Source organism: Paraburkholderia ribeironis (genome assembly GCF_900019265.1).
In the GTDB taxonomy this organism is placed as follows: domain Bacteria; phylum Pseudomonadota; class Gammaproteobacteria; order Burkholderiales; family Burkholderiaceae; genus Paraburkholderia; species Paraburkholderia ribeironis.
The window spans coordinates 121,885-142,577 of sequence record NZ_CYGX02000009.1 but is presented as its reverse complement, the minus strand read 5'-3'; the positions used below and the strand labels follow the sequence as shown (position 1 = coordinate 142,577).

Annotated in this window: 27 protein-coding genes; all 27 read left to right on the top strand. The window is 63.9% G+C overall.

What is annotated here, in order from left to right; all coding sequences use genetic code 11:
- Positions 1–34: 34 nt before the first annotated feature.
- The gene (gene thiS, locus BN2475_RS04345; RefSeq protein WP_094778352.1) at positions 35–232 is read left to right on the top strand and encodes a sulfur carrier protein ThiS; all 198 of its coding nucleotides are present in this window, start codon (positions 35–37) and stop codon (positions 230–232) included.
- Positions 233–271: 39 nt separating this feature from the next.
- Positions 272–1,087 (top strand): thiazole synthase, encoded by an 816-nt coding sequence (locus BN2475_RS04340; protein WP_094778401.1) that lies wholly within the window; start codon positions 272–274, stop codon positions 1,085–1,087.
- On the top strand, positions 1,084–2,187 hold the full coding sequence (thiE, locus tag BN2475_RS04335) for a thiamine phosphate synthase (protein WP_094778351.1): 1,104 nt from the start codon (positions 1,084–1,086) through the stop codon (positions 2,185–2,187). The genes BN2475_RS04340 and thiE overlap by 4 nt, the downstream gene beginning before the upstream one ends.
- 93 nt (positions 2,188–2,280) lie before the next feature.
- Positions 2,281–3,102 carry an ABC transporter ATP-binding protein gene (locus BN2475_RS04330; protein WP_094778400.1) on the top strand — a complete coding sequence of 274 codons (822 nt, stop codon included), beginning with the start codon at positions 2,281–2,283 and terminating at the stop codon, positions 3,100–3,102.
- Complete coding sequence (gene mlaE / locus BN2475_RS04325; protein ID WP_094778350.1) at positions 3,099–3,866, top strand: lipid asymmetry maintenance ABC transporter permease subunit MlaE; 768 nt, start codon at positions 3,099–3,101, stop codon at positions 3,864–3,866. Before BN2475_RS04330 ends, mlaE begins: the two co-directional genes overlap by 4 nt.
- Before the next feature lie 94 nt (positions 3,867–3,960).
- On the top strand, positions 3,961–4,533 hold the full coding sequence (gene mlaD / locus BN2475_RS04320; protein WP_094778349.1) for an outer membrane lipid asymmetry maintenance protein MlaD: 573 nt from the start codon (positions 3,961–3,963) through the stop codon (positions 4,531–4,533).
- 11 nt (positions 4,534–4,544) lie between these two features.
- Positions 4,545–5,564: an MlaA family lipoprotein gene (locus BN2475_RS04315; protein ID WP_094778399.1), complete on the top strand. Its 1,020-nt coding sequence runs from the start codon at positions 4,545–4,547 to the stop codon at positions 5,562–5,564.
- Between the two features lie 114 nt (positions 5,565–5,678).
- On the top strand, positions 5,679–6,311 hold the full coding sequence (locus BN2475_RS04310) for an MlaC/ttg2D family ABC transporter substrate-binding protein (RefSeq protein ID WP_094778348.1): 633 nt from the start codon (positions 5,679–5,681) through the stop codon (positions 6,309–6,311).
- Positions 6,308–6,598: an STAS domain-containing protein gene (locus BN2475_RS04305; protein ID WP_094778347.1), complete on the top strand. Its 291-nt coding sequence runs from the start codon at positions 6,308–6,310 to the stop codon at positions 6,596–6,598. Before BN2475_RS04310 ends, BN2475_RS04305 begins: the two co-directional genes overlap by 4 nt.
- A 249-nt stretch (positions 6,599–6,847) precedes the next feature.
- The gene (locus BN2475_RS04300; RefSeq protein ID WP_094778346.1) at positions 6,848–7,780 is read left to right on the top strand and encodes an ABC transporter ATP-binding protein; all 933 of its coding nucleotides are present in this window, start codon (positions 6,848–6,850) and stop codon (positions 7,778–7,780) included.
- On the top strand, positions 7,777–8,541 hold the full coding sequence (locus BN2475_RS04295; protein WP_094778345.1) for an ABC transporter permease: 765 nt from the start codon (positions 7,777–7,779) through the stop codon (positions 8,539–8,541). The genes BN2475_RS04300 and BN2475_RS04295 overlap by 4 nt, the downstream gene beginning before the upstream one ends.
- 15 nt (positions 8,542–8,556) lie before the next feature.
- Positions 8,557–8,796 (top strand): BolA family protein, encoded by a 240-nt coding sequence (locus BN2475_RS04290; RefSeq protein WP_094778344.1) that lies wholly within the window; start codon positions 8,557–8,559, stop codon positions 8,794–8,796.
- Positions 8,797–8,907: 111 nt separating this feature from the next.
- Positions 8,908–10,170, top strand: a complete 1,263-nt coding sequence (gene murA, locus BN2475_RS04285) for a UDP-N-acetylglucosamine 1-carboxyvinyltransferase (RefSeq protein WP_094778343.1) — start codon at positions 8,908–8,910, stop codon at positions 10,168–10,170.
- Positions 10,167–10,865: an ATP phosphoribosyltransferase gene (gene hisG / locus BN2475_RS04280; protein ID WP_094778342.1), complete on the top strand. Its 699-nt coding sequence runs from the start codon at positions 10,167–10,169 to the stop codon at positions 10,863–10,865. Before murA ends, hisG begins: the two co-directional genes overlap by 4 nt.
- A 52-nt stretch (positions 10,866–10,917) precedes the next feature.
- The gene (gene hisD, locus BN2475_RS04275; RefSeq protein WP_094778341.1) at positions 10,918–12,243 is read left to right on the top strand and encodes a histidinol dehydrogenase; all 1,326 of its coding nucleotides are present in this window, start codon (positions 10,918–10,920) and stop codon (positions 12,241–12,243) included.
- A gap of 253 nt (positions 12,244–12,496) precedes the next feature.
- Entirely contained in the window at positions 12,497–13,567 is a 1,071-nt protein-coding gene (gene hisC / locus BN2475_RS04270; protein WP_094778340.1) for a histidinol-phosphate transaminase, read from the top strand.
- 62 nt (positions 13,568–13,629) lie between these two features.
- The gene (gene hisB, locus BN2475_RS04265) at positions 13,630–14,217 is read left to right on the top strand and encodes an imidazoleglycerol-phosphate dehydratase HisB (RefSeq protein ID WP_094778339.1); all 588 of its coding nucleotides are present in this window, start codon (positions 13,630–13,632) and stop codon (positions 14,215–14,217) included.
- A 114-nt stretch (positions 14,218–14,331) separates the two neighbouring features.
- Positions 14,332–14,973, top strand: a complete 642-nt coding sequence (gene hisH, locus BN2475_RS04260; protein ID WP_094778338.1) for an imidazole glycerol phosphate synthase subunit HisH — start codon at positions 14,332–14,334, stop codon at positions 14,971–14,973.
- Positions 14,974–15,187: 214 nt separating this feature from the next.
- Complete coding sequence (gene hisA / locus BN2475_RS04255; protein ID WP_094778337.1) at positions 15,188–15,940, top strand: 1-(5-phosphoribosyl)-5-[(5-phosphoribosylamino)methylideneamino]imidazole-4-carboxamide isomerase; 753 nt, start codon at positions 15,188–15,190, stop codon at positions 15,938–15,940.
- Between the two features lie 209 nt (positions 15,941–16,149).
- Positions 16,150–16,923: an imidazole glycerol phosphate synthase subunit HisF gene (gene hisF, locus BN2475_RS04250; RefSeq protein ID WP_094778336.1), complete on the top strand. Its 774-nt coding sequence runs from the start codon at positions 16,150–16,152 to the stop codon at positions 16,921–16,923.
- A gap of 1 nt (position 16,924) precedes the next feature.
- Positions 16,925–17,335, top strand: coding sequence for a phosphoribosyl-AMP cyclohydrolase (hisI, locus tag BN2475_RS04245; RefSeq protein ID WP_174641863.1), 411 nt, complete (start codon positions 16,925–16,927; stop codon positions 17,333–17,335).
- Complete coding sequence (locus BN2475_RS04240; RefSeq protein WP_094778335.1) at positions 17,332–17,727, top strand: phosphoribosyl-ATP diphosphatase; 396 nt, start codon at positions 17,332–17,334, stop codon at positions 17,725–17,727. The genes hisI and BN2475_RS04240 overlap by 4 nt, the downstream gene beginning before the upstream one ends.
- 90 nt (positions 17,728–17,817) lie before the next feature.
- The gene (locus BN2475_RS04235) at positions 17,818–18,213 is read left to right on the top strand and encodes a DUF4870 family protein (protein WP_094778334.1); all 396 of its coding nucleotides are present in this window, start codon (positions 17,818–17,820) and stop codon (positions 18,211–18,213) included.
- An 83-nt stretch (positions 18,214–18,296) separates the two neighbouring features.
- A complete protein-coding gene (locus BN2475_RS04230; protein ID WP_094778333.1) occupies positions 18,297–18,662 on the top strand; it encodes a histidine triad nucleotide-binding protein in 366 nt (121 codons plus the stop codon).
- A 250-nt stretch (positions 18,663–18,912) separates the two neighbouring features.
- Positions 18,913–19,152 carry a Sec-independent protein translocase subunit TatA gene (gene tatA / locus BN2475_RS04225; RefSeq protein ID WP_094778332.1) on the top strand — a complete coding sequence of 80 codons (240 nt, stop codon included), beginning with the start codon at positions 18,913–18,915 and terminating at the stop codon, positions 19,150–19,152.
- 39 nt (positions 19,153–19,191) lie between these two features.
- Positions 19,192–19,710: a Sec-independent protein translocase protein TatB gene (tatB, locus tag BN2475_RS04220; RefSeq protein ID WP_094778331.1), complete on the top strand. Its 519-nt coding sequence runs from the start codon at positions 19,192–19,194 to the stop codon at positions 19,708–19,710.
- Between the two features lie 34 nt (positions 19,711–19,744).
- Entirely contained in the window at positions 19,745–20,524 is a 780-nt protein-coding gene (gene tatC / locus BN2475_RS04215; RefSeq protein WP_094778330.1) for a twin-arginine translocase subunit TatC, read from the top strand.
- Positions 20,525–20,693: the final 169 nt, after the last annotated feature.

Sequence of the window (20,693 nt, the reverse complement as noted above, 5' to 3'; positions counted from 1 at the left end):
GCTATCGTCCTCGATTGAACCGTATTCGAACACCATGGACATTCATATCAATCAGAAGCCGTTGTCGCTGCCCGAAGGCGCGACTGTCGCGGATGCGCTCGCCGTGTACGGTGCGCGTCCGCCGTTCGCGGTAGCGCTGAACGGCGATTTCGTGGCGCGCACCCAGCATGCGGCGCGCGCGCTGCAGCCGGGCGACCGGCTCGATGTCGTGCAACCGGTGGCTGGCGGTTAAGCGCCTCGCCACGATTTGCCGCCAACCAGGATGATGCAGATGACTTCCCCCCAGACCGCCGACGCGCTGACGCTGTACGGCGAGACTTTCGCGAGCCGCGTGCTGCTCGGCACGTCGCGCTATCCGTCGTTGCAGTCGCTGTCCGATTCGATCGACGCGGCGCGCCCCGGCATGGTGACCGTCGCACTGCGCCGGCAGATGAACGAAGCCGGCGCCGAAGCCGGCTTCTTCGATCTGCTCAAGCGCCATGGCGTGCCGCTGCTGCCCAATACGGCGGGTTGCCTGACCGTCGGCGAGGCGGTCACGACTGCGCAGATGGCACGCGAAATTTTCGAAACCGACTGGATCAAGCTCGAACTGATCGGCGACGACTACACGCTGCAACCCGACCCGGTCGGCTTGATCGAAGCGGCCGCGCAGCTGATCAAGGACGGCTTCAAGGTGTTGCCGTACTGCACCGAAGATCTGGTGATCGGCCGCCGTCTGCTTGATGCCGGCTGCGAAGCGCTGATGCCGTGGGGCGCGCCGATCGGCACCGGCAAGGGCGTGATCAATCCCTACGCGCTGCGGGTGCTGCGCGAGCGGCTGCCGGACGTGCCGCTGATCGTCGACGCCGGGCTCGGCGTGCCGTCGCATGCGGCGCAGGTGATGGAGTGGGGTTTCGACGGCGTGCTGCTGAACACGGCGGTGTCGCAGGCGACGCACCCCGAGGCGATGGCGCGCGCATTCGCGCTGGGCGTCGAAGCGGGGCGCGAGGCGTTTCTGGCGGGGCCGATGGCCGAGCGCGAAAGCGCGCACGCGAGCACGCCGGTGATCGGCATGCCGTTCTGGCACCAGGACGGGAGCGCCGCATGACGCAGAGACTGGCATTGAAGGATCGCGACCTGTTCTGGCCGCCCGCCGACGAACTCACCGAAGCCACCGAGCGCATCCGCGCCCGCCTTGGCGACTGGCCGCCGACGCATGCGCCGTGGCGCATCTGCCTGACCGCGCCGGACGCGCCGAACGGCGGCGACCTGATCGTGATCGCGGACGCGCAGCAGCATCGCGAGCAGGTGGCGCGCTGGCTGGTGCAAGGCGCCGGCGTGATCGAAGCCGCGCAGAACACGGCCACGTTGCATCTGGGCGGCGAAACGTATCGTCTCGAGGGCCATCTGGCCGACGACTGGATTGCGGCGCTGGCGGCTTTCCTCGACTGCGGGTTCGACCCGCATGACGCGCTGGTGCTGGCGCTCGCCTGGCGTGACGGCGACGAAACCCGCGCGGACGACGCCTTCCCGGCCGATCTCGCCCGTTTTCCGCGCCTCGCCGGCTTACCGGCCGCGCCGGCGCAAGCGTTCGCGCGCTGCCCGGATCGGCTGGGCCTGTATCCGGTGCTGCCGACCGCCGAGTGGGTCGAACGGGTGTTGAGCTTTGGCGTGAAGACGGTGCAGTTGCGCCGCAAATCGGCCGAACCCGCCGCCGAGCTGAAACGCGAAATCGCCCGCTGCGTGGCGGTCGGCCGCGCGCACGACGCCCAGGTGTTCATCAACGACCACTGGCAGGCCGCGCTCGATGCGGGCGCGTACGGCGTCCATCTCGGTCAGGAAGACGTGCACACCGCCGACCTGTCCGCGTTGGCGGCTGCCGGCATGCGGCTGGGACTGTCGACGCATGGATACTACGAGATTCTGAGGGCGCTGCATTTCCGGCCCAGCTATATTGCGTTGGGCGCGGTGTTTCCGACCACCACCAAGGTCATGCCGACCGCGCCGCAGGGTCTGAGGCGTCTCGCGCGCTACGTGCGGCTGCTCGATGGCGTCGTGCCGCTGGTGGCGATCGGCGGCATCGACCTGCAGGTGCTGCCCGACGTGCTGGCGACGGGTGTCGGCTGCGCGGCCGTAGTGCGCGCGGTCACGCAAGCGGCGGATCCGGCTGCCGCCGTTTCTGCATTGCAGCTAGGGTTTACGCGATAATCGTCAGGCTTCGTTAGCGGAGAGGGCACCTCAAGGCAGCTTTTGCATGATGGCCCTATAATTCGGCCTTCCGTTTAAAGGACTGTCAGTTTGGTGTCTTCCTCTACCGAGACCTTACTCGAGCTGCGCGACGTCGACTTCGGTTACGGCGACCGGCTCGTCCTGTCGAACCTGAACCTGCGTTTCAAGCGCGGCCAGGTCGTTGCAGTCATGGGCGGCTCGGGATGCGGCAAGACCACGGTGCTGCGCTTGATCGGCGGCCTGGTGCGAGCGCAGCGCGGCCAGATCCTGTTTCAGGGTCAGAACGTCGGCCAGCAGACACGCGAGGCCCTTTACGCGCTGCGCCGCAAGATGGGCATGCTGTTCCAGTTCGGCGCGCTGTTCACCGATATGTCGGTGTTCGAAAACGTCGCCTTCGCGCTGCGCGAGCACACCGATCTCCCCGAAGAATTGCTGCGCGACCTCGTGTTGATGAAGCTCAACGCGGTCGGCTTGCGCGGTGCGCGCGAGCTGATGCCGTCGGAAATTTCGGGCGGCATGGCGCGGCGCGTGGCGCTGGCGCGCGCAATCGCGCTCGACCCCGAGCTGATGATGTACGACGAGCCGTTCGCCGGTCTCGATCCAATCTCGCTCGGTATCACCGCGAACCTGATTCGCGCGCTGAATCAGGCACTTGGCGCGACGTCGATCCTGGTCACGCACGATGTGCCCGAATCGTTCGCGATCGCCGATTACGTCTATTTCCTCGCCAACGGCGGGGTTCACGCCGAGGGCACGCCGGCCGAGCTGCGCGCATCGACCGATCCGACGGTGCGGCAGTTCATCGATGGCGCGCCGGACGGCCCGTTCAAATTCCACTATCCGAGCAAGGCGCCGCTGGCGGCGGACTTCGGTTTCGGCGGAGGTCGCTCATGATCAGCACGATCGGTCGCTCGGTGCTCGACGGGCTGGGCACGGCGGGCTATGCCACGCGCTTTTTCTTCCGGCTGGTGTTCGAGTTTTTTCCGCTGTTGCGCCGCCCGCGCCTTGTCACGAAGCAGATCCACTTCGTGGGTAATTATTCGCTGGTGATCATCGCCGTGTCGGGGCTGTTCGTCGGCTTCGTGCTCGGCCTGCAGGGGTATTACACGCTCAATCGCTATGGCTCCGAACAGGCGCTGGGGCTGCTGGTCGCGCTGTCGCTCGTGCGCGAGCTCGGGCCGGTGGTGACGGCATTGCTGTTCGCCGGCCGCGCCGGCACGTCGCTGACGGCCGAGATCGGTTTGATGAAGGCGGGTGAGCAACTGACCGCGATGGAAATGATGGCCGTCGATCCGGTCAAGGTCGTGGTTGCGCCGCGCCTGTGGGCCGGCATTATCTCCATGCCGGTCCTCGCCGCGATTTTCAGCGCGGTCGGCGTGTTGGGCGGTTACGTGGTGGGCGTGCTGCTGATCGGCGTCGACGCCGGCGCATTCTGGTCGCAGATGCAGGGTGGCGTGGACGTCTGGCGCGATGTCGGCGCCGGGGTCGTCAAGAGCGTGGTGTTCGGCTTTGCGGTGACGTTCGTCGCGCTCTTTCAGGGCTATGAAGCCAAGCCGACGCCGGAAGGCGTGTCACGCGCGACTACCAAAACTGTCGTGTACGCGTCGCTCGCGGTGCTCGGGCTCGATTTTCTGCTGACCGCATTGATGTTCAGCTAAGGCTGCGCCGCACGTTTCTTCGCCGCCGGCGCGTCGCTGGCCGCGACGCACGGCGCGACTGCTGGCGGCGTGGCGGATTCACTTTGGGATAACGATGAAAAAGACTGCTCTCGACTTCTGGGTCGGCCTGTTCGTGGTGCTGGGTTTCGTGGCATTGCTGTTTCTCGCGCTGAAGGCCGGCAACATGAGCTCGTTGTCTTTCCAGGCAACCTATCCGGTCAAGCTCAAGTTCGACAATATCGGCGGGCTGAAGGTGCGCGCGCCCGTGAAAAGCGCCGGTGTGACGGTTGGCCGGGTCGCGTCGATCGACTTCGACAGCAACGCGTATCAGGCCCTCGTCACGATCGATATCGACAAGCAGTATCAGTTTCCGAAAGACACCTCGGCGAAGATCCTGACCTCGGGTCTGCTCGGCGAGCAGTACATCGGACTCGAACCCGGCGGCGACACCGAGATGCTCAAGGCGGGCGACACGATTTCGATGACGCAGTCGGCGATCGTGCTGGAAAACCTGATCGGCCAGTTCCTTTATAGCAAGGCCGCCGACTCGGGGGCGTCGAAGCCTGCCGGGCCGGCTCCGGCTCCGGCTCCGGCTCCGGCTCCGGCTCCGGCTCCGGCGCCAGCGCCAGCGCCGGGTCAGGCCGCTGCGGGCGCTGCCAGCCAATAAGGAGAATGACCATGCAGACCACCCGCGGCGGGCGCGCGCCCGTTTTCCAGATTGGCAAGGTGGCCGTGGCGACTGTGCTACTCGCCGGCTGTACCACCGTGCAGACGCCGACCAAGGGCGATCCGTTCGAAGGCTTGAACCGCACGATCTTCACCTTCAACGACAAGGTCGATCAGTACGCGCTGAAGCCGGTCGCCAGGGGCTACGTGTGGGCGACCCCGCAGCCGGTGCGCGACAGCGTGACGAACTTCTTCTCGAACATCGGCGACGTCTACATCGCGGCAAACAACCTGGTGCAGTTGCGGATCGCCGATGGCGTGCAGGACATCATGCGGATCGTGATCAACACGGTGTTCGGCGTCGGCGGCCTGTTCGACGTGGCGACGCTCGCGAAGCTGCCCAAGCACGAGAACGATTTCGGTCTGACGCTCGGCCACTATGGCGTTCCACCGGGGCCGTTTCTGGTGCTGCCGCTGTTTGGGCCGAGCACCGTGCGCGATGCGGTCGGCTCGATCGGCAACTACTATGTGAACCCGATCAGCTACATTAATCCGTCGGGTCTGAGCTGGGCGCTGTACGGCCTGAACATCGTCAACACGCGCGCCAATCTGCTGGGCGCGAGCGACGTGCTGGAAGGCGCGGCGCTCGACAAATACTCGTTCGTGCGCAACGCGTATCTGCAGCGCCGCCAGTATCTGTTGTCGGCCGGCCGGCGTACGCAGACGCTGCCGAACTACGACGAGGAAGCGCCGCTGCCGAAGTACGAAGACGAGAGTGGCGCGGCTGGCGCGGTCACGGGCACGGCCGGCGCCGCGAGCACGCAGGGCGCAGCTGCGAAGGCGGCCGGGGCACCTGGCACCAATGAAGCGACCCCGCCGCAGACCCCGCCGGCGACCGCACCCGAAGCCGCTTCCGGCAGCGCTGAATCGCCGCCGATCGATCTGAACGGCGGTCCCGAAACGACGCAGATTCCGGCCGGCCAGCTGGTCCCGCCCACGCGTTTCAATTTTCCGTCATTCAAATTGCGTTGAACGTGCCGCCGTAACAGATCGATACGACTCTCGCAGTTTGCGCATGGATTGCCGTCGAACTCGCGTGGTAATGTCGCCTCAAACGGTTGGACTATTTTTAAGGCAAAGCTTGATATGAAAAAATTCTTCCTGATTTCGCTGTTCGCCGCGTTGTTCTCGTTCGTCAGTGCTGGTGTATCGGCACAAACTGTCGATACCAGTTCGCCCGAGGGCATGATCAAGACAGTCACCCAGCAAGTGATGGATGCAATTCGCGGTGACAAGACGATCCAGCAAGGCGACATCTCGCAGATCACCAGGCTCGTCAACGAAAAGATCTTGCCGTACACGGATTTCCGCCGCACCACGCAACTGGCGATGGGCCGTAACTGGCGCACCGCCACGCCCGAGCAGCAAAACCAGGTGGTCGAGCAGTTCAAGATGCTGCTGATCCGCACGTATTCGGGCGCGCTGGCTCAGGTACGCGACCAGCAGATCCAGTACAAGCCGTTTCGCATGAACCCGGACGACACCGACGCGGTGGTGCGCTCGGTCGTGATGAACAACGGTCAGCCGATCGAACTCGACTACCGTCTGTACAAGACGCCGCAAGGCTGGCGCGTGTATGACATCAATGTGCTCGGCGCATGGCTGATCCAGGCGTATCAGCAGCAGTTCAGCGAGCAGATCCAGCAGAAGGGCGTGGACGGACTGATCCAGTTCCTCACGCAGCGCAACCAGCAGCTCGCCGCGGGCAAGCAATCGTGAGCGAGGTGCTGAACTCCGTCGCCAACCGCTTCGACAGCGGCGCGACGCTGACCCACGCGAGTGCCAGGGCCGCGCTCGCGGCGGGTTTGCAGCGCATCGAGGCAGGCGCGACCGGTGTGGATTGCGCGCCGCTTGCGCAATTCGATTCGTCCGCGCTGGCGGTGCTGCTCGCGTGGCGGCGTGCTGGCGACGCACGTGGCATCAATTTCGAGATCGTCAATTTACCGGCTGGTCTCGCCAGTCTTGCGCGAGCTTACGGCGTCGATAACTTTGTCGACCGCAGTTAGCGCTTACTGCGGTCCCACGCACAGCGGTCGACGCGAGTTAGCGATCCCATCCAACAAGCTCGTACCAACGCGACGCTGACGCTCCAATCGCGTCACTTCCAATCCCCCCGGCCGAGTCGGGGCGGCTGCTTTTTGCCCTATAATCAAACGTTTTTTGGGGCAGCTAACCGGCCCCAATTGCCTTGTTCCCAGCATTTGTGCGCCCTTCCAGGGCTCCTTTAGGCGCCGCGGCGTACGCGGCCCACAGTCATGCCAGCCATAGAAATTCGTAACGTCAAAAAGCGCTACAAGGACTTGCAGGCGCTCAAGGGCGTCAGCCTCACGGTCGAAGAAGGCGAGTTCTTCGGACTGCTCGGTCCGAACGGCGCGGGCAAGACGACGCTCATCAGCATCCTCGCCGGTCTCGCTCGCGCCGATGAAGGCAGCATCGCGGTGCGCGGCCACGACGTCGTCGGCGATTTCCGCGATGCGCGGCGCGCGCTCGGCGTGGTGCCGCAGGAACTCGTGTTCGATCCTTTCTTCACCGTTCGCGAAACCTTGCGCATCCAGTCCGGCTACTACGGGCTGCGCAACAACGACGCGTGGATCGACGAGATCATGGCCAATCTCGACCTCACCGACAAAGCCGACGCGAACATGCGCGCGCTGTCCGGTGGCATGAAGCGCCGCGTGCTGGTCGCGCAGGCGTTGGTGCACCGGCCGCCTGTGATCGTGCTCGACGAGCCGACCGCGGGCGTCGATGTCGAGCTGCGTCAAACGCTGTGGAAGTTCATTGCGCGCCTGAATCGCGAAGGTCACACCATCGTGCTGACCACGCACTATCTGGAAGAAGCCGAGTCGCTGTGCGACCGCATTGCCATGCTGCGGCGTGGCGAGGTGGTCGCGCTCGAGCGCACCAGCGCGCTGCTGCAGCGCTTTGCCGGCATGCAGCTATTCGTGCGCTTCGCGCAGGGCGTGCTGCCCGCCGAACTGCGCTCGCTCGAAGCGGAAAGCGGCGCGGGCAACGGCAATGGCCGCCAGCATCTGCTGCGTCTCACGAGCTACGACGACGTCGAGCGGATCCTCGCGCAGTGCCGCGCAGCGGGCTGTACATTCGAAGAGATCGAGGTTCGCAAGGCCGACCTCGAAGATGTGTTCGTTCAGGTGATGAACGGTCCGGAAGTGATCGAGGGGCTTGCATGAGCGGCTACAGTGGATTCAGCACACTGTTTTACAAGGAACTCCTGCGTTTCTGGAAGGTGGCGTTCCAGACCGTGCTGGCACCGGTCATCACCGCGCTTCTCTATCTGACCATTTTCGGTCATGCGTTGCGCGGCCACGTCCAGGTCTATCCCGGCGTCGAATACACGAGCTTCCTGATTCCGGGTCTCGTGATGATGAGCGTGCTGCAGAACGCGTTCGCGAACAGTTCGTCGTCGCTGATCCAGTCGAAGATCACCGGCAACCTGGTGTTCGTGCTGCTGCCGCCGCTGTCGCACTACGAGATGTTCGGCGCCTATGTGCTGGCCGCGGTCGCGCGTGGGCTCGCGGTCGGCTTTGGCGTGTTCATCGTGACAATCTGGTTCGTGCCGGTCAGCTTCACCGCGCCGCTCTACATCATTCTGTTCGCGCTTTTCGGCGCGGCGATTCTCGGCACGCTCGGTTTGATCGCCGGCATCTGGGCCGAAAAATTCGATCAGCTTGCAGCGTTTCAAAACTTTTTGATCATGCCGCTCACGTTCCTCTCGGGCGTGTTCTACTCGACGCATACGCTGCCGCCGGTGTGGCGCGAAGTGTCGCGGCTCAATCCTTTTTTCTACATGATCGACGGCTTTCGCTATGGTTTCTTCGGGATGTCGGATATCAATCCGCTCGCGAGCCTTGCGATCGTCGCCGGTTTCTTCGCGGTGCTGGCCGTGGTGGCGATGCGCATGCTCGCTTCCGGCTACAAACTGCGCCACTGATCAGGAGCTTCTCTCATGTTGCCGACTCCCGAACAGGTCAAGCAATACATCGCGGCTGGGCTCGCTTGCCAGCATCTCGAAGTCGAAGGCGACGGCCAGCATTTCTTTGCGACCATCGTCTCGCCGAGCTTCGAAGGCAAGCGTCTGATCCAGCGCCATCAACTCGTGTATGCGGCGCTCGGCGATCGCATGCGCGCAGAAATTCACGCGCTCAGCATGAAGACGCTGACGCCCGCCGAATGGCAGAACGCGTAATCTGGAAATTTAGTGCGAATTACTCACGAAGAGCGCGACGCAGGTAGCGGCGCGCCGAACACAGTCAATGCAGGCCCGGCCCAGACCCGGGCAGATCAGGAACCGACAGGCATGGATAAACTCATCATTGAAGGTGGCTACCCGCTCTCCGGTGAAGTCGTCGTCTCGGGTGCGAAGAACGCGGCATTGCCGATTCTGTGCGCCGGTCTGCTCAGCGCGGAGCCGGTCCATCTGGACAACGTGCCCGACCTGCAGGACGTGCGCACGATGCTCAAGCTGCTCGGTCAGATGGGTGTGCGTATCGAGAGCGGCGACGGGCGCGTGGCGCTCGATGCGTCGAAGGTCGACAACGTGGTCGCGCCGTACGAACTGGTCAAGACCATGCGCGCGTCGATCCTCGTGCTCGGTCCGCTAGTTGCCCGCTTCGGTCACGCGCGGGTGTCGTTGCCGGGCGGCTGCGCGATCGGCGCGCGGCCGGTCGATCAGCACATCAAGGGTCTGCAGGCGATGGGCGCCGAGATCACGATCGAGCACGGCTTCATCGAAGCACGCGCGAAGCGCCTGAAGGGCGCGCGTATCGTCACCGACATGATTACGGTGACCGGTACTGAAAACCTGCTGATGGCGGCGGTGCTCGCCGAAGGCGAGACGGTGATCGAGAACGCGGCGCGCGAACCCGAAGTCGGCGACCTCGCGAATCTGCTGGTCGCGATGGGCGCGCAGATCGAAGGCATCGGCACGGACCGTCTGGTGATCCAGGGCGTCGACAAGCTGCATGGCGCAAAGCACACGGTGGTTCCGGATCGCATCGAAGCCGGCACGTTCCTGTGCGCGGTGGCGGCCGCTGGCGGCGACGTCACGTTGCGCCAAGTGCGTCCGCTGATTCTCGAAGCCGTGACCGAAAAGCTGCGCGAAGCGGGCGTCACGATCGAAGAAGGCGACGACTGGATGCGCGTGCGCATGCACCAGCGTCCGACCGCGGTCACGTTTCGCACGTCCGAATACCCTGCGTTTCCGACCGACATGCAGGCGCAGTTCATGGCGCTGAACGCGATTGCGGAAGGCACCTCGCAGGTCGTCGAGACGATCTTCGAGAACCGCTTCATGCACGTACAGGAACTGAACCGCCTCGGCGCGAGCATCACGATCGACGGCAACACCGCGCTCGTGAGCGGGGTCGACAAGCTGTCCGGCGCGAAGGTGATGGCCACCGATCTGCGCGCGTCGGCGAGTCTCGTGATCGCCGCGTTGCGCGCCGAAGGCGAAACGCTGATCGACCGGATCTACCATCTGGATCGCGGATACGACCGGATGGAAACCAAGCTCAACGCAATCGGCGCGAAGGTGCGCCGCGTTTCCGGGAGCCAGGCATGAGTTCGATGCCGCAAACGTCGTCGTCGCCGGCGGTCAGCGCGCCGCTCACGCTCGCGCTGTCGAAAGGGCGTATCTTCGAGGAGACGCTGCCGCTGCTCGCCGCAGCCGGCATCGAAGTGACCGAGGATCCGGAGACTTCGCGCAAGCTGATCCTGCCCACCACCGACGCGAACCTGCGCGTGATCATCGTGCGCGCCACCGACGTGCCAACCTACGTCGAATACGGCGCAGCCGATTTCGGCGTGGCGGGCAAGGACGTGCTGCTCGAGCACGGCGGCAGCGGTCTGTATCAGCCGGTCGATCTGGATATTGCGCGTTGCCGCATGTCCGTTGCGGTCGCAGCGGGTTTTGATTATGCGAACGCGGTGCGCCAGGGCGCCCGCTTGCGCGTGGCGACCAAGTACGTCGAAACCGCGCGTGAGCATTTTGCTGCCAAGGGCGTACACGTCGACCTGATCAAGCTGTACGGTTCGATGGAACTGGCGCCGCTCGTCGGGCTGGCCGATGCGATCGTCGACCTGGTGAGTTCGGGCAATACCTTGCGCGCCAACAATCTTGTCGAGGTGGAGGAGATCATGCAGATTTCGTCGCGCCTCGTTGTGAACCAGGCGGCGCTGAAGCTCAAGCGCGCCGCGTTGCGGCCGATCCTCGACGCGTTCGAACGCGCATCGAAAGCTGACGCCGCGGCGGCCTGAACGGGTCATGTGATCCTGCTGTAAAGCGCGCCTTACCGAAACGGATACCCGTATGTCTATCAAGATTCGCAAACTCGATTCCACCGCTTCCGACTTCCAACAGTCGCTGCACGCGGTGCTCGCGTTCGAGGCGAGCGAAGACGAAGCAATCGAGCGCTCGGTCGTGCAGATTCTGAACGACGTGAAGGCGCGCGGCGACGCGGCGGTGCTCGAGTACACGAACCGCTTCGACCGGCTCGACGCGTCGAGTGTCGCCGCGCTCGAGCTGCCGATGGCGGAACTCGAAGCCGCGCTCGAAAGCCTCGAGCCGAAACGCCGCGCGTCGCTCGAAGCGGCGGCAGCGCGTGTGCGCGGCTACCACGAGAAGCAGAAGATCGAGTGCGGCAGCCATAGCTGGCAGTACACGGAGGCCGACGGCACCGTGCTCGGCCAGAAGGTCACGCCGCTCGATCGCGCGGGCATCTACGTGCCGGGCGGCAAGGCGGCGTATCCGTCGTCGGTGCTGATGAACGCGATTCCGGCGCGCGTGGCCGGCGTGCGCGAGATCGTCATGGTCGTGCCCACGCCGGACGGCGTGAAGAACCCGCTGGTGCTGGCGGCTGCGCTGCTGGGCGGCGTGGATCGCGTGTTCACGATCGGCGGCGCGCAGGCGGTGGGCGCACTGGCCTACGGCACGCAGAGCGTGCCCGCGGTCGACAAGATCTGCGGTCCCGGCAACGCATATGTCGCGTCGGCCAAGCGCCGCGTGTTCGGCACCGTCGGTATCGACATGATTGCCGGGCCGTCGGAAATCCTCGTGCTGTGCGACGGCACCACCGACCCGCGCTGGGTTGCGATGGACCTGTTCTCGCAAGCCGAGCACGACGAACTCGCGCAATCCATCCTGCTGTGCCCGGACGACGCGTTTATCGCCCGCGTGCAGGACGCGATCGACGAATTGCTGCCGGCCATGCCGCGTCAGGACGTGATCCGCGCGTCGCTCGAAGGCCGCGGCGCGCTCATCAAGGTGCGCGACATGGCAGAAGCCTGCGCGATCGCCAACGACATCGCCCCGGAGCACCTCGAAATCTCCGCGCTGGAGCCGCATCAGTGGGGCCAGCTGATCCGCCATGCAGGCGCGATCTTCCTCGGCCGCTATACCAGCGAGAGCCTGGGCGACTACTGCGCGGGACCGAATCACGTGCTGCCTACATCACGTACCGCACGGTTCTCGTCGCCGCTGGGCGTCTATGATTTTTTCAAGCGCTCCAGCGTGATCGAGGTCAGCGCGGAAGGCGCGCAGACGCTCGGCGAGATTGCAGCGGAACTCGCGTACGGCGAAGGTCTGCAGGCGCACGCCCGCAGCGCCGAATACCGGATGCGGCAGAACAACGGCTAATGCAACTGAGCGGTAACTGAGCGGCAACTGAGCGGTAACTTAGCGCCGCGAGGCGCCACGAACCCGATACGGACGCGCGGCAACGCAGGCATCGAACCGATGATCTGCGAAGCGCCGCGGTTCCGGCGACGGATCGCGCGAGCCTGCCCGCGAGCTTGCCCGTTCAATAACGACAACACAGACGAACCAGAGCGGCCCGTGTGCCGCCGATGCCAGGCCGGCATCTTTCCCCACGGCCCGGTCCCCAGACGCTATGACGACACCTCAAGACATCATCCGCCGCGACGTCCTCGCAATGACGAGCTATCCGGTTCCGGACGCCACGGGCTTCATCAAGCTCGATGCGATGGAAAACCCATTTCCGCTGCCCCCGACACTGGCCGCGCAGCTCGGCGAGCACCTGGCCGGAGTCGCGCTGAACCGCTACCCGGCGCCGCGCCCGGAGGCGTTGATCGAAAAGATCAAGCGTGTGATGGGTGTGCCGGCTGGCTGCGACGTGCTGCTCGGCAACGGCTCGGATGAAATCATCAGCCTGATGTCGGTCGCGTGCGCGAAGCCGGGCGCCAAGGTACTCGCGCCGGTGCCGGGCTTCGTCATGTATCAGATGTCGGCGCAGCTTGCAAATCTCGAATTCGTCGGCGTGCCGTTGAAGGCCGATTTCACGCTCGACACCGAAGCGATGCTGGCGGCGATTGCCGAGCATGAGCCGGCGATCGTCTATCTCGCGTATCCGAACAACCCGACCGGCACGCTGTTCGACGCCGCCGACATGGAGCGCATCATCGCTGCGGCGACCAAAAGCCTCGTGGTGATCGACGAGGCGTACCAGCCGTTCGCGCAGCAAAGCTGGCTGCCACGCGCCGATGCGTTCGACAACGTCGTCGTGATGCGTACGGTATCCAAGCTCGGCCTGGCCGGTATCCGCCTCGGCTATCTGGTCGGCAAGCCCGCGTGGCTGACCGAATTTGACAAAGTGCGGCCGCCATACAACACCAACGTGCTCACGCAGGCCGCTGCCGATTTCCTGCTCGACCACGTCGACGTGCTTGACGCCCAAGCCGCCCAACTGCGCGAAGAGCGCACGAAACTCGCGCAGGCGGTGGCCTCGTTGCCGGGCGCCGAAGTGTTCCCAAGCGCGGGCAACTTCCTGCTGGTGCGAGTGCCCGATGCGTCCGTCATGTTCGAAACGCTGCTTGCGGCTCGGGTTCTGATCAAAAACGTGAGTAAAATGCATCCATTGCTGGCCAATTGCGTGCGTTTGACCATCGGTTCGCCGGAAGAAAACGCTCAATTGCTCGCCGCACTGAAACTCGTGCTGATCTGAACGGCCTGCCGTTTCCCCATCCCACACTACTATCGCTTTCTAGCTAGATTCGAGGAATTACCATGCGCCTTGCGGAAGTCGTTCGCAACACCAGCGAAACGCAGATCCGTGTGAAGATCAATCTGGACGGCACCGGCCAGCAGAAACTGGCCACCGGTGTGCCGTTTCTGGACCACATGCTCGACCAGATCGCACGACACGGCCTGTTCGACCTCGAGATCGAAGCGCATGGCGACCTGCATATCGACGACCACCACACGGTCGAAGACACCGGTATCACGCTGGGTCAGGCCGTCGCGAAGGCGATCGGCGATCGCAAGGGGATTCGCCGTTACGGTCATTCCTATGTGCCGCTCGACGAAGCGCTGTCGCGTGTCGTGATCGATTTCTCCGGCCGTCCGGGCCTCGAATTTCATGTGCCGTTCACGCGCGCGCGCATCGGCACCTTCGACGTCGATCTGTCGATCGAGTTTTTCCGCGGCTTCGTGAATCACGCCGGCGTCACGCTGCACGTCGACAACCTGCGCGGTCTGAACGCTCACCATCAGATGGAAACGGTGTTCAAGGCATTCGGGCGTGCGTTGCGCATGGCCACTGAAATGGACGAACGCGCAGCAGGGCAGATTCCGTCGACCAAGGGCAGCCTCTAAGCCGTTCGTCCGTGCCAGGCAACTGATTGACCGGATAGAAGACCATCTCGCGCGTGTGCTGTCGGCGCTGGAACCCAGCGTCGATGGACTGAAGGCATTGCTGCCAAACTTGAAATGAAAACTTCGATAGCGATTGTGGATTATGGAATGGGCAACCTGCGCTCGGTTGCCCAGGCATTGCGCAAGGCTGCGCCAGAAGCGGACGTGGCGATCGTCGACCGGCCGGAAGCGATCCGCGCGGCCGACCGCGTGGTGCTGCCCGGCCAGGGCGCGATGCCCGACTGCATGCGCAGCCTCGCCGAGTCCGGCCTGCAGGAAGCGGTCATCGAGGCGTCGCGCAGCAAGCCGCTGATGGGCGTGTGCGTCGGCGAGCAGATGCTGTTCGATTGGAGCGCCGAGGGCGGCACGCCGGGTCTTGGTCTGTTGCCCGGCAAGGTGCTGCGCTTTGACCTCGAAGGCCAGCTGCAGGACGACGGCTCGCGCTTCAAGGTCCCGCAAATGGGCTGGAATCGCGTACGTCAGGCGCAGCCGCATCCGCTGTGGGACGACGTGGCCGACAACGCATTCTTTTATTTCGTGCACAGTTATTACGTGGTGCCGGACAATGCCGCGCATACGGCGGGTGAAACGGTGTATGGCGTGCCCTTTACCTCAGCGGTGGCGCGGGATAACATCTTTGCCACCCAATTCCACCCGGAAAAGAGCGCCGAGGCGGGTCTGCGCGTGTATCGCAACTTCGTGCACTGGAACCCGTGAGCGCCTTGCTTCATCCCGTTGCAGTGCGCGGTCTCGCCATCAGCGGGAGGTTCGCCGCGCGCCACCACCGCGACACCGTGATTTCGCTTCCATACGGCGCTCGGCAAGGACGTCGAAAGACTTGTACTAAACTAGCGAAACGGCGTCCGGGCGGGCTGGCCCACCAGCCGTTGCCGCCGACCTTCAACCCACTCCCAGACAACACCCGATTGCTATGCTGCTGATTCCCGCCATCGACCTGAAAGACGGTCAGTGTGTACGCCTCAAACAAGGCGATATGGACCAGGCGACGATATTTTCCGAGGAACCGGCGGCGATGGCCCGACATTGGGTCGAGCGCGGAGCCCGCCGTCTGCATCTCGTCGACCTGAATGGCGCGTTCGCCGGCAAGCCGAAAAACGGCGACGCGATTCGGGCGATCATCGACGAAGTGGGCGGCCAGATTCCGGTGCAACTGGGCGGCGGCATTCGCGACCTGAACACGATCGAGCGCTATCTGGACGACGGCCTGTCCTTCGTGATCATCGGCACGGCGGCGGTGAAGAATCCGGGCTTTTTGCAGGATGCGTGCACGGCGTTCGGCGGCCATATCATCGTCGGGCTGGATGCGAAAGACGGCAAGGTCGCCACCGACGGCTGGAGCAAGCTGACCGGCCATGAAGTGGCCGATCTGGCGCGCAAGTTCGAGGACTACGGCTGCGAATCGATCATCTACACCGACATCGGTCGCGACGGCATGCTGCAGGGCATCAACATCGAAGCGACGGTGCGCCTCGCGCGTGCGGTGAAGATTCCGGTGATCGCAAGCGGCGGTCTGTCGAACCTCGCGGATATCGAATCGCTGTGCGAAGTCGAAGACGAGGGCATCGAAGGCGTGATTTGCGGCCGGGCGATTTACTCGGGCGACCTGGACTTCGCGGCCGCGCAGACGCTCGCCGACCGGCTGCGCGAATCGGACGACGCTTAAAGCTTGTTTTCGGGCCCGCACGTGGGGCGTCGCGGCGGACGGATCGCTGCTGCGTCCAAAGCCGGCGCGGCGCTTTCGCTCCGACAACGTATCGAGCCGCCTCGCCGCGACTTCACTCGCGGCGCGACGCGGCCGGCGGTTGTGCAGGCACTGTGCCGCGAGCCTCAGGCGAGCGGCCTCATCAGCGGTATTGGCAGAATTGCAAGATCATGGCTCTAGCTAAACGCATCATCCCCTGTCTCGACGTCACGGCTGGCCGCGTGGTCAAGGGCGTCAACTTCGTCGAACTGCGCGATGCCGGCGACCCGGTCGAAATCGCGCGCCGTTACGACGACCAGGGCGCCGACGAACTCACCTTCCTCGACATCACCGCCACCTCCGACCAGCGCGACCTGATCCTGCCGATCATCGAGGCGGTCGCCTCCCAGGTGTTCATTCCGCTGACGGTCGGCGGCGGCGTGCGCGCCGTCGAAGACGTGCGGCGCCTGCTGAATGCGGGCGCGGACAAGATCAGCATGAACTCGTCGGCGGTGGCGAATCCGCAGCTCGTGAAAGACGCAACCGACAAATACGGCTCACAGTGCATCGTCGTCGCGATCGACGCGAAACGGGTTTCGGCGGACGGCGAAACGCCGCGCTGGGAAGTGTTCACACACGGCGGGCGCAAGGGCACCGGCCTCGATGCGGTCGAGTGGGCGCGCAAGATGGCCGAACTCGGCGCGGGCGAAATCCTGCTGACCAGCATGGACCGCGACGGCACCAAGAGCGGTTTCGACATCGCGCTCACGCGTGCGGTGTCGGACGCGGTGCCGGTGCCGGTGATCGCATCGGGCGGCGTGGGCAACCTGCAGCATCTGGCCGACGGCATCAAGAACGGTCACGCGGACGCGGTGCTCGCCGCGAGCATCTTCCACTATGGCGAACACACGGTCGGCGAGGCCAAGCGCTTCATGGCCGATCAGGGCATTTCGGTGAGGTTGTGACGTGGTGAATCCCTCGGCAGTGAATTGGCTCGACAAGGTCAAGTGGGACGCGAACGGCCTCGTGCCAGTGATCGCGCAGGAAGCGTCGACCAACGACGTGCTGATGTTCGCATGGATGAACCGCGAGGCGTTGGCAAAGACCGTCGAGACCGGCCGGGCGGTGTATTTTTCGCGCTCGCGTCAGCGTCTGTGGTTCAAGGGCGAGGAGTCGGGCCACGTGCAGCATGTGCATGAAGTGCGGCTCGATTGCGACGAAGACGTCGTGCTGCTGAAAGTGGAGCAGGTGTCGGGTATCGCCTGCCACACGGGCCGCCATTCCTGCTTCTTCCAGAAATTCGAAGGCTCGGCGGAAGATGGCGACTGGCAAGCCGTCGATCCCGTGCTGAAAGACCCCGAACATATCTACAAATGACGCAATCCACGCAAATCACGTCGTCCACTGTCACGTCCACGACCGACACGCTAATGCGCCTCGCCGCGATCATCGACAGCCGCAAGGGCGGTGATCCGGACATCTCCTATGTGTCGCGCCTGTTCAACAAGGGCGATGACGCGGTGCTGAAGAAAATCGGCGAAGAAGCCACCGAAGTCGTGCTAGCCGCCAAGGATGCGCGCCACGGCGGCGCGCCGAAGGCGCTGGTCGGCGAGGTGGCGGACCTGTGGTTTCACTGCCTTGTGATGCTGTCGCACTTCGATCTGAACCCGGCGGATGTGCTCGCTGAACTCGAGCGCCGCGAAGGCTTGTCGGGCATCGAGGAAAAGGCGCTGCGCAAGAGCCGCGAGCGCGAGCAGAACGGCGATTGATCGGCCCGGCTTGAAGTAGCCGGCTCCGGCGCCAATGTTGCACCGAGCGCATCTCAGCGCATTTCAGGGCATCTTCGGGAGGACGCAAGCATGGAACAGTCGCAAGGAAGCTATCCGCCGCCGGTTTATCGCAATGCCATGGAGCCTGAGCGCGAGCGCAGCCTGCGCACGCTGACACACGTGCTGTACGGACTGTATGCGGTCCACTGGCTGACCGGCGGGCTGACGATTGTGATCGCGATCATCATCAACTACATCAAGCGGCCGGATGTGGCTGGCACGCCGTACGAAGCCCATTTCGAGTGGCAGATCCGCACGTTCTGGCTAGGCCTGCTCGGTTATGCGATCGGCGCCCTGCTGCTGCTCGTGGTGATCGGCATTCCGGTGCTCTGGGCCGTCAGTATCTGGATGTTGTACCGTATTATCAAAGGTTGGCTGTATCTGTACGATAACAAGCCGCTTGCGAATCCGCGTGGCTGGGTCTGAATGCCGGCGGCCCATTTATCGGGTCCAGTTCGAATTTCGGCACGCCAGCCTTCGCGCTCCAGTCATATCGCGTCAGGAATACGATGAGTCACGATCCGAACTGCCTTTTCTGCAAGATCGCCGCCGGCGAAATCCCGTCGACCAAAGTCCATGAAGACGAAGAGTTTGTCGCGTTTCGCGATATCCGTCCGGCGGCGCAAACGCACATTCTGGTGATTCCGCGCAAGCACATCGCCACGCTGTCGAATTGCACTGAAAGCGATGCGCCGCTGCTTGGTAGAATGATTGTCTTGGTGGCGCGTCTGGCGGATCAGTTGGGGGTCGCATACACCGGCGGCGACACCGGCTTTCGCACGGTATTCAATACCGGTCCGGGCGGCGGCCAGGAGGTGTATCACCTGCATGCGCACATTCTCGCCGGACCGCGCCCCTGGCTGCGGATGGGCTGACGAAAAAAAGAGCGAGCGGTGAGGCCCATTGCAAGTTTTGGTCGGAGACAATAGCGCGCGGATGTTGATTGCGCAGCAGTGTAATAACGCCGACGCGGTCATGCGGCCACAATGATATTCGTCGTGTCGCCGGTTGAATCGAAGGGCCTGCGGTAATGTATGGATCAAGCGCCGGCGTTTCAGATCACGCCGCAAGGCGCACGAATTTTTACCGCATCGCGGTGCGGTGTCGGGGTTAAGGAGAGTAGTCATGGGTTCGTTGAGCATTTGGCATTGGCTGATCGTGTTGCTGATCGTTGCGCTCGTGTTTGGCACGAAGAAGCTGCGCAACATCGGTACCGATCTGGGTGGCGCCGTGAAGGGCTTCAAGGAAGGCATGAAGGAAGCCGAAACACCAGCCGCGGACGCGCAGCAGCGCGAACTGCCGCGTAACGGTGCGGTGGATGTGGAAGCAAAGGAAAAGGCGCCGCGTTCCGGCGATTACCGCTAAGCCGCGGCTTACCCGCGCTACTGACGGACATTCCACTCCATGCTGGACCTCGGTCTAACCAAGATGGCGCTGATCGGCGTCGTCGCGCTGGTCGTACTCGGGCCGGAGCGGCTGCCACGCGTCGCCCGCACGGCCGGCGCGCTGTTCGGCCGTGCGCAGCGGTATATCAACGACGTGAAGGCCGAAGTCACGCGCGAAATCGAACTCGACGAACTGCGTCGCATGAAGACCGAGTTCGAAACGGCGGCGAGCAATGTCGAAACCGCCGTGCACGACAATCTGCGCAAGCACGAGAGCGAACTGAACGACGCGTGGAACAGCGGCACGTCGGTATCGCCGAGCATTGCCGGCGGTGCGCTCGAAGATGTCGGCACGTCGTCATGGCAGGGCCGCACGCCGGCCGCGGCGCCCAGGCGCAAGAACTGGCGCGTCAAGCAGACGGCCATGCCCACCTGGTACAAGCGTGCAACCACGCGTCGCACCCGCGTGCAGTCGGGCGCGGCACGCGTCGCGCGGCATACGCCCGCCACCATGCGTCGTCCGACGCGGTTCTTCTGATGATCAGAACGACAATCTCTTACCGAGGGCCGGTGTGAGCGACCCGCAGCAAAGCCAGGACGAAGGCACTGAAGAGACCTTCATTTCCCACCTCGTTGAATTACGCGACCGCATCATTCGCGCGGGGCTTGCCGTCATCGTGGTGTTCATCGGGCTCGTGTATTGGGCGCCGGACATTTTCCGTCTGCTGGCGCGCCCGCTGATGCAGAACCTGCCGAAGGACGGCAAGATGATCGTCACCGACGTCACCGGCTCGTTCTTCGTGCCGATGAAGGTGACCATGCTGGTCGCCTTCGTGATCGCGTTGCCCATCGTGCTGTACCAGATCTGGGCGTTCGTCGCGCCGGGACTTTACCAGCACGAGAAGAAGCTGGTCGCGCCGCTGGTGGCCAGCAGCTACACGCTGTTCCTGTGCGGCATGGCGTTCGCGTACTTCGTGGTGTTCCCGACCATCTTCCGTGTGATGGCGCACTACAACGCGCCGCTCGGCGCGGAAATGACCACCGACATCAACAATTACCTGAGCTTCGTGCTGACGATGTTCATCGCGTTCGGCGTGACGTTCGAAGTGCCGATCGTCGTCGTGCTGCTGGTCCGCATGAACGTGCTGACCATCAAGAAGCTCAAGGAGATCCGTCCGTATGTGATCGTCGGCGCGTTCGTGATTTCGGCCGTGGTGACGCCGCCGGACGTGTTTTCGCAGCTGATCCTGGCGATTCCGTTGATCGTGCTGTACGAGGCGGGGATCATTGCGGCGCGGCTGTTTGTCGGCAAGCAGCCGGTCGCGATCGAAGAGGCGAGCCCACCGAACTGACATGGAGCGTCGAGTCTTTGGGCGCGAAGAAGGCAGACGGGTAAAAGCAGAAAGGGCGGTCCATCGCGGACTGCCCTTTCTGTTTTCGCTCTGGTTGTTTGCCTCGGCGCTGGCATCGACGCTCGCACTGACTTCCGCACCAACGCCGGCCGCGATCGCCCGCTTGGCA

Coding starts and splice junctions, on each gene's coding strand:
- thiS (WP_094778352.1), top strand. CDS start 35: ATGGACATTCATATCAATCAGAAGCCGTTGTCGCTGCCCGAAGGCGCG.
- BN2475_RS04340 (WP_094778401.1), top strand. CDS start 272: ATGACTTCCCCCCAGACCGCCGACGCGCTGACGCTGTACGGCGAGACT.
- thiE (WP_094778351.1), top strand. CDS start 1,084: ATGACGCAGAGACTGGCATTGAAGGATCGCGACCTGTTCTGGCCGCCC.
- mlaE (WP_094778350.1), top strand. CDS start 3,099: ATGATCAGCACGATCGGTCGCTCGGTGCTCGACGGGCTGGGCACGGCG.
- mlaD (WP_094778349.1), top strand. CDS start 3,961: ATGAAAAAGACTGCTCTCGACTTCTGGGTCGGCCTGTTCGTGGTGCTG.
- BN2475_RS04315 (WP_094778399.1), top strand. CDS start 4,545: ATGCAGACCACCCGCGGCGGGCGCGCGCCCGTTTTCCAGATTGGCAAG.
- BN2475_RS04310 (WP_094778348.1), top strand. CDS start 5,679: ATGAAAAAATTCTTCCTGATTTCGCTGTTCGCCGCGTTGTTCTCGTTC.
- BN2475_RS04300 (WP_094778346.1), top strand. CDS start 6,848: ATGCCAGCCATAGAAATTCGTAACGTCAAAAAGCGCTACAAGGACTTG.
- BN2475_RS04295 (WP_094778345.1), top strand. CDS start 7,777: ATGAGCGGCTACAGTGGATTCAGCACACTGTTTTACAAGGAACTCCTG.
- BN2475_RS04290 (WP_094778344.1), top strand. CDS start 8,557: ATGTTGCCGACTCCCGAACAGGTCAAGCAATACATCGCGGCTGGGCTC.
- murA (WP_094778343.1), top strand. CDS start 8,908: ATGGATAAACTCATCATTGAAGGTGGCTACCCGCTCTCCGGTGAAGTC.
- hisG (WP_094778342.1), top strand. CDS start 10,167: ATGAGTTCGATGCCGCAAACGTCGTCGTCGCCGGCGGTCAGCGCGCCG.
- hisD (WP_094778341.1), top strand. CDS start 10,918: ATGTCTATCAAGATTCGCAAACTCGATTCCACCGCTTCCGACTTCCAA.
- hisC (WP_094778340.1), top strand. CDS start 12,497: ATGACGACACCTCAAGACATCATCCGCCGCGACGTCCTCGCAATGACG.
- hisB (WP_094778339.1), top strand. CDS start 13,630: ATGCGCCTTGCGGAAGTCGTTCGCAACACCAGCGAAACGCAGATCCGT.
- hisH (WP_094778338.1), top strand. CDS start 14,332: ATGAAAACTTCGATAGCGATTGTGGATTATGGAATGGGCAACCTGCGC.
- hisA (WP_094778337.1), top strand. CDS start 15,188: ATGCTGCTGATTCCCGCCATCGACCTGAAAGACGGTCAGTGTGTACGC.
- hisF (WP_094778336.1), top strand. CDS start 16,150: ATGGCTCTAGCTAAACGCATCATCCCCTGTCTCGACGTCACGGCTGGC.
- BN2475_RS04240 (WP_094778335.1), top strand. CDS start 17,332: ATGACGCAATCCACGCAAATCACGTCGTCCACTGTCACGTCCACGACC.
- BN2475_RS04235 (WP_094778334.1), top strand. CDS start 17,818: ATGGAACAGTCGCAAGGAAGCTATCCGCCGCCGGTTTATCGCAATGCC.
- BN2475_RS04230 (WP_094778333.1), top strand. CDS start 18,297: ATGAGTCACGATCCGAACTGCCTTTTCTGCAAGATCGCCGCCGGCGAA.
- tatA (WP_094778332.1), top strand. CDS start 18,913: ATGGGTTCGTTGAGCATTTGGCATTGGCTGATCGTGTTGCTGATCGTT.
- tatB (WP_094778331.1), top strand. CDS start 19,192: ATGCTGGACCTCGGTCTAACCAAGATGGCGCTGATCGGCGTCGTCGCG.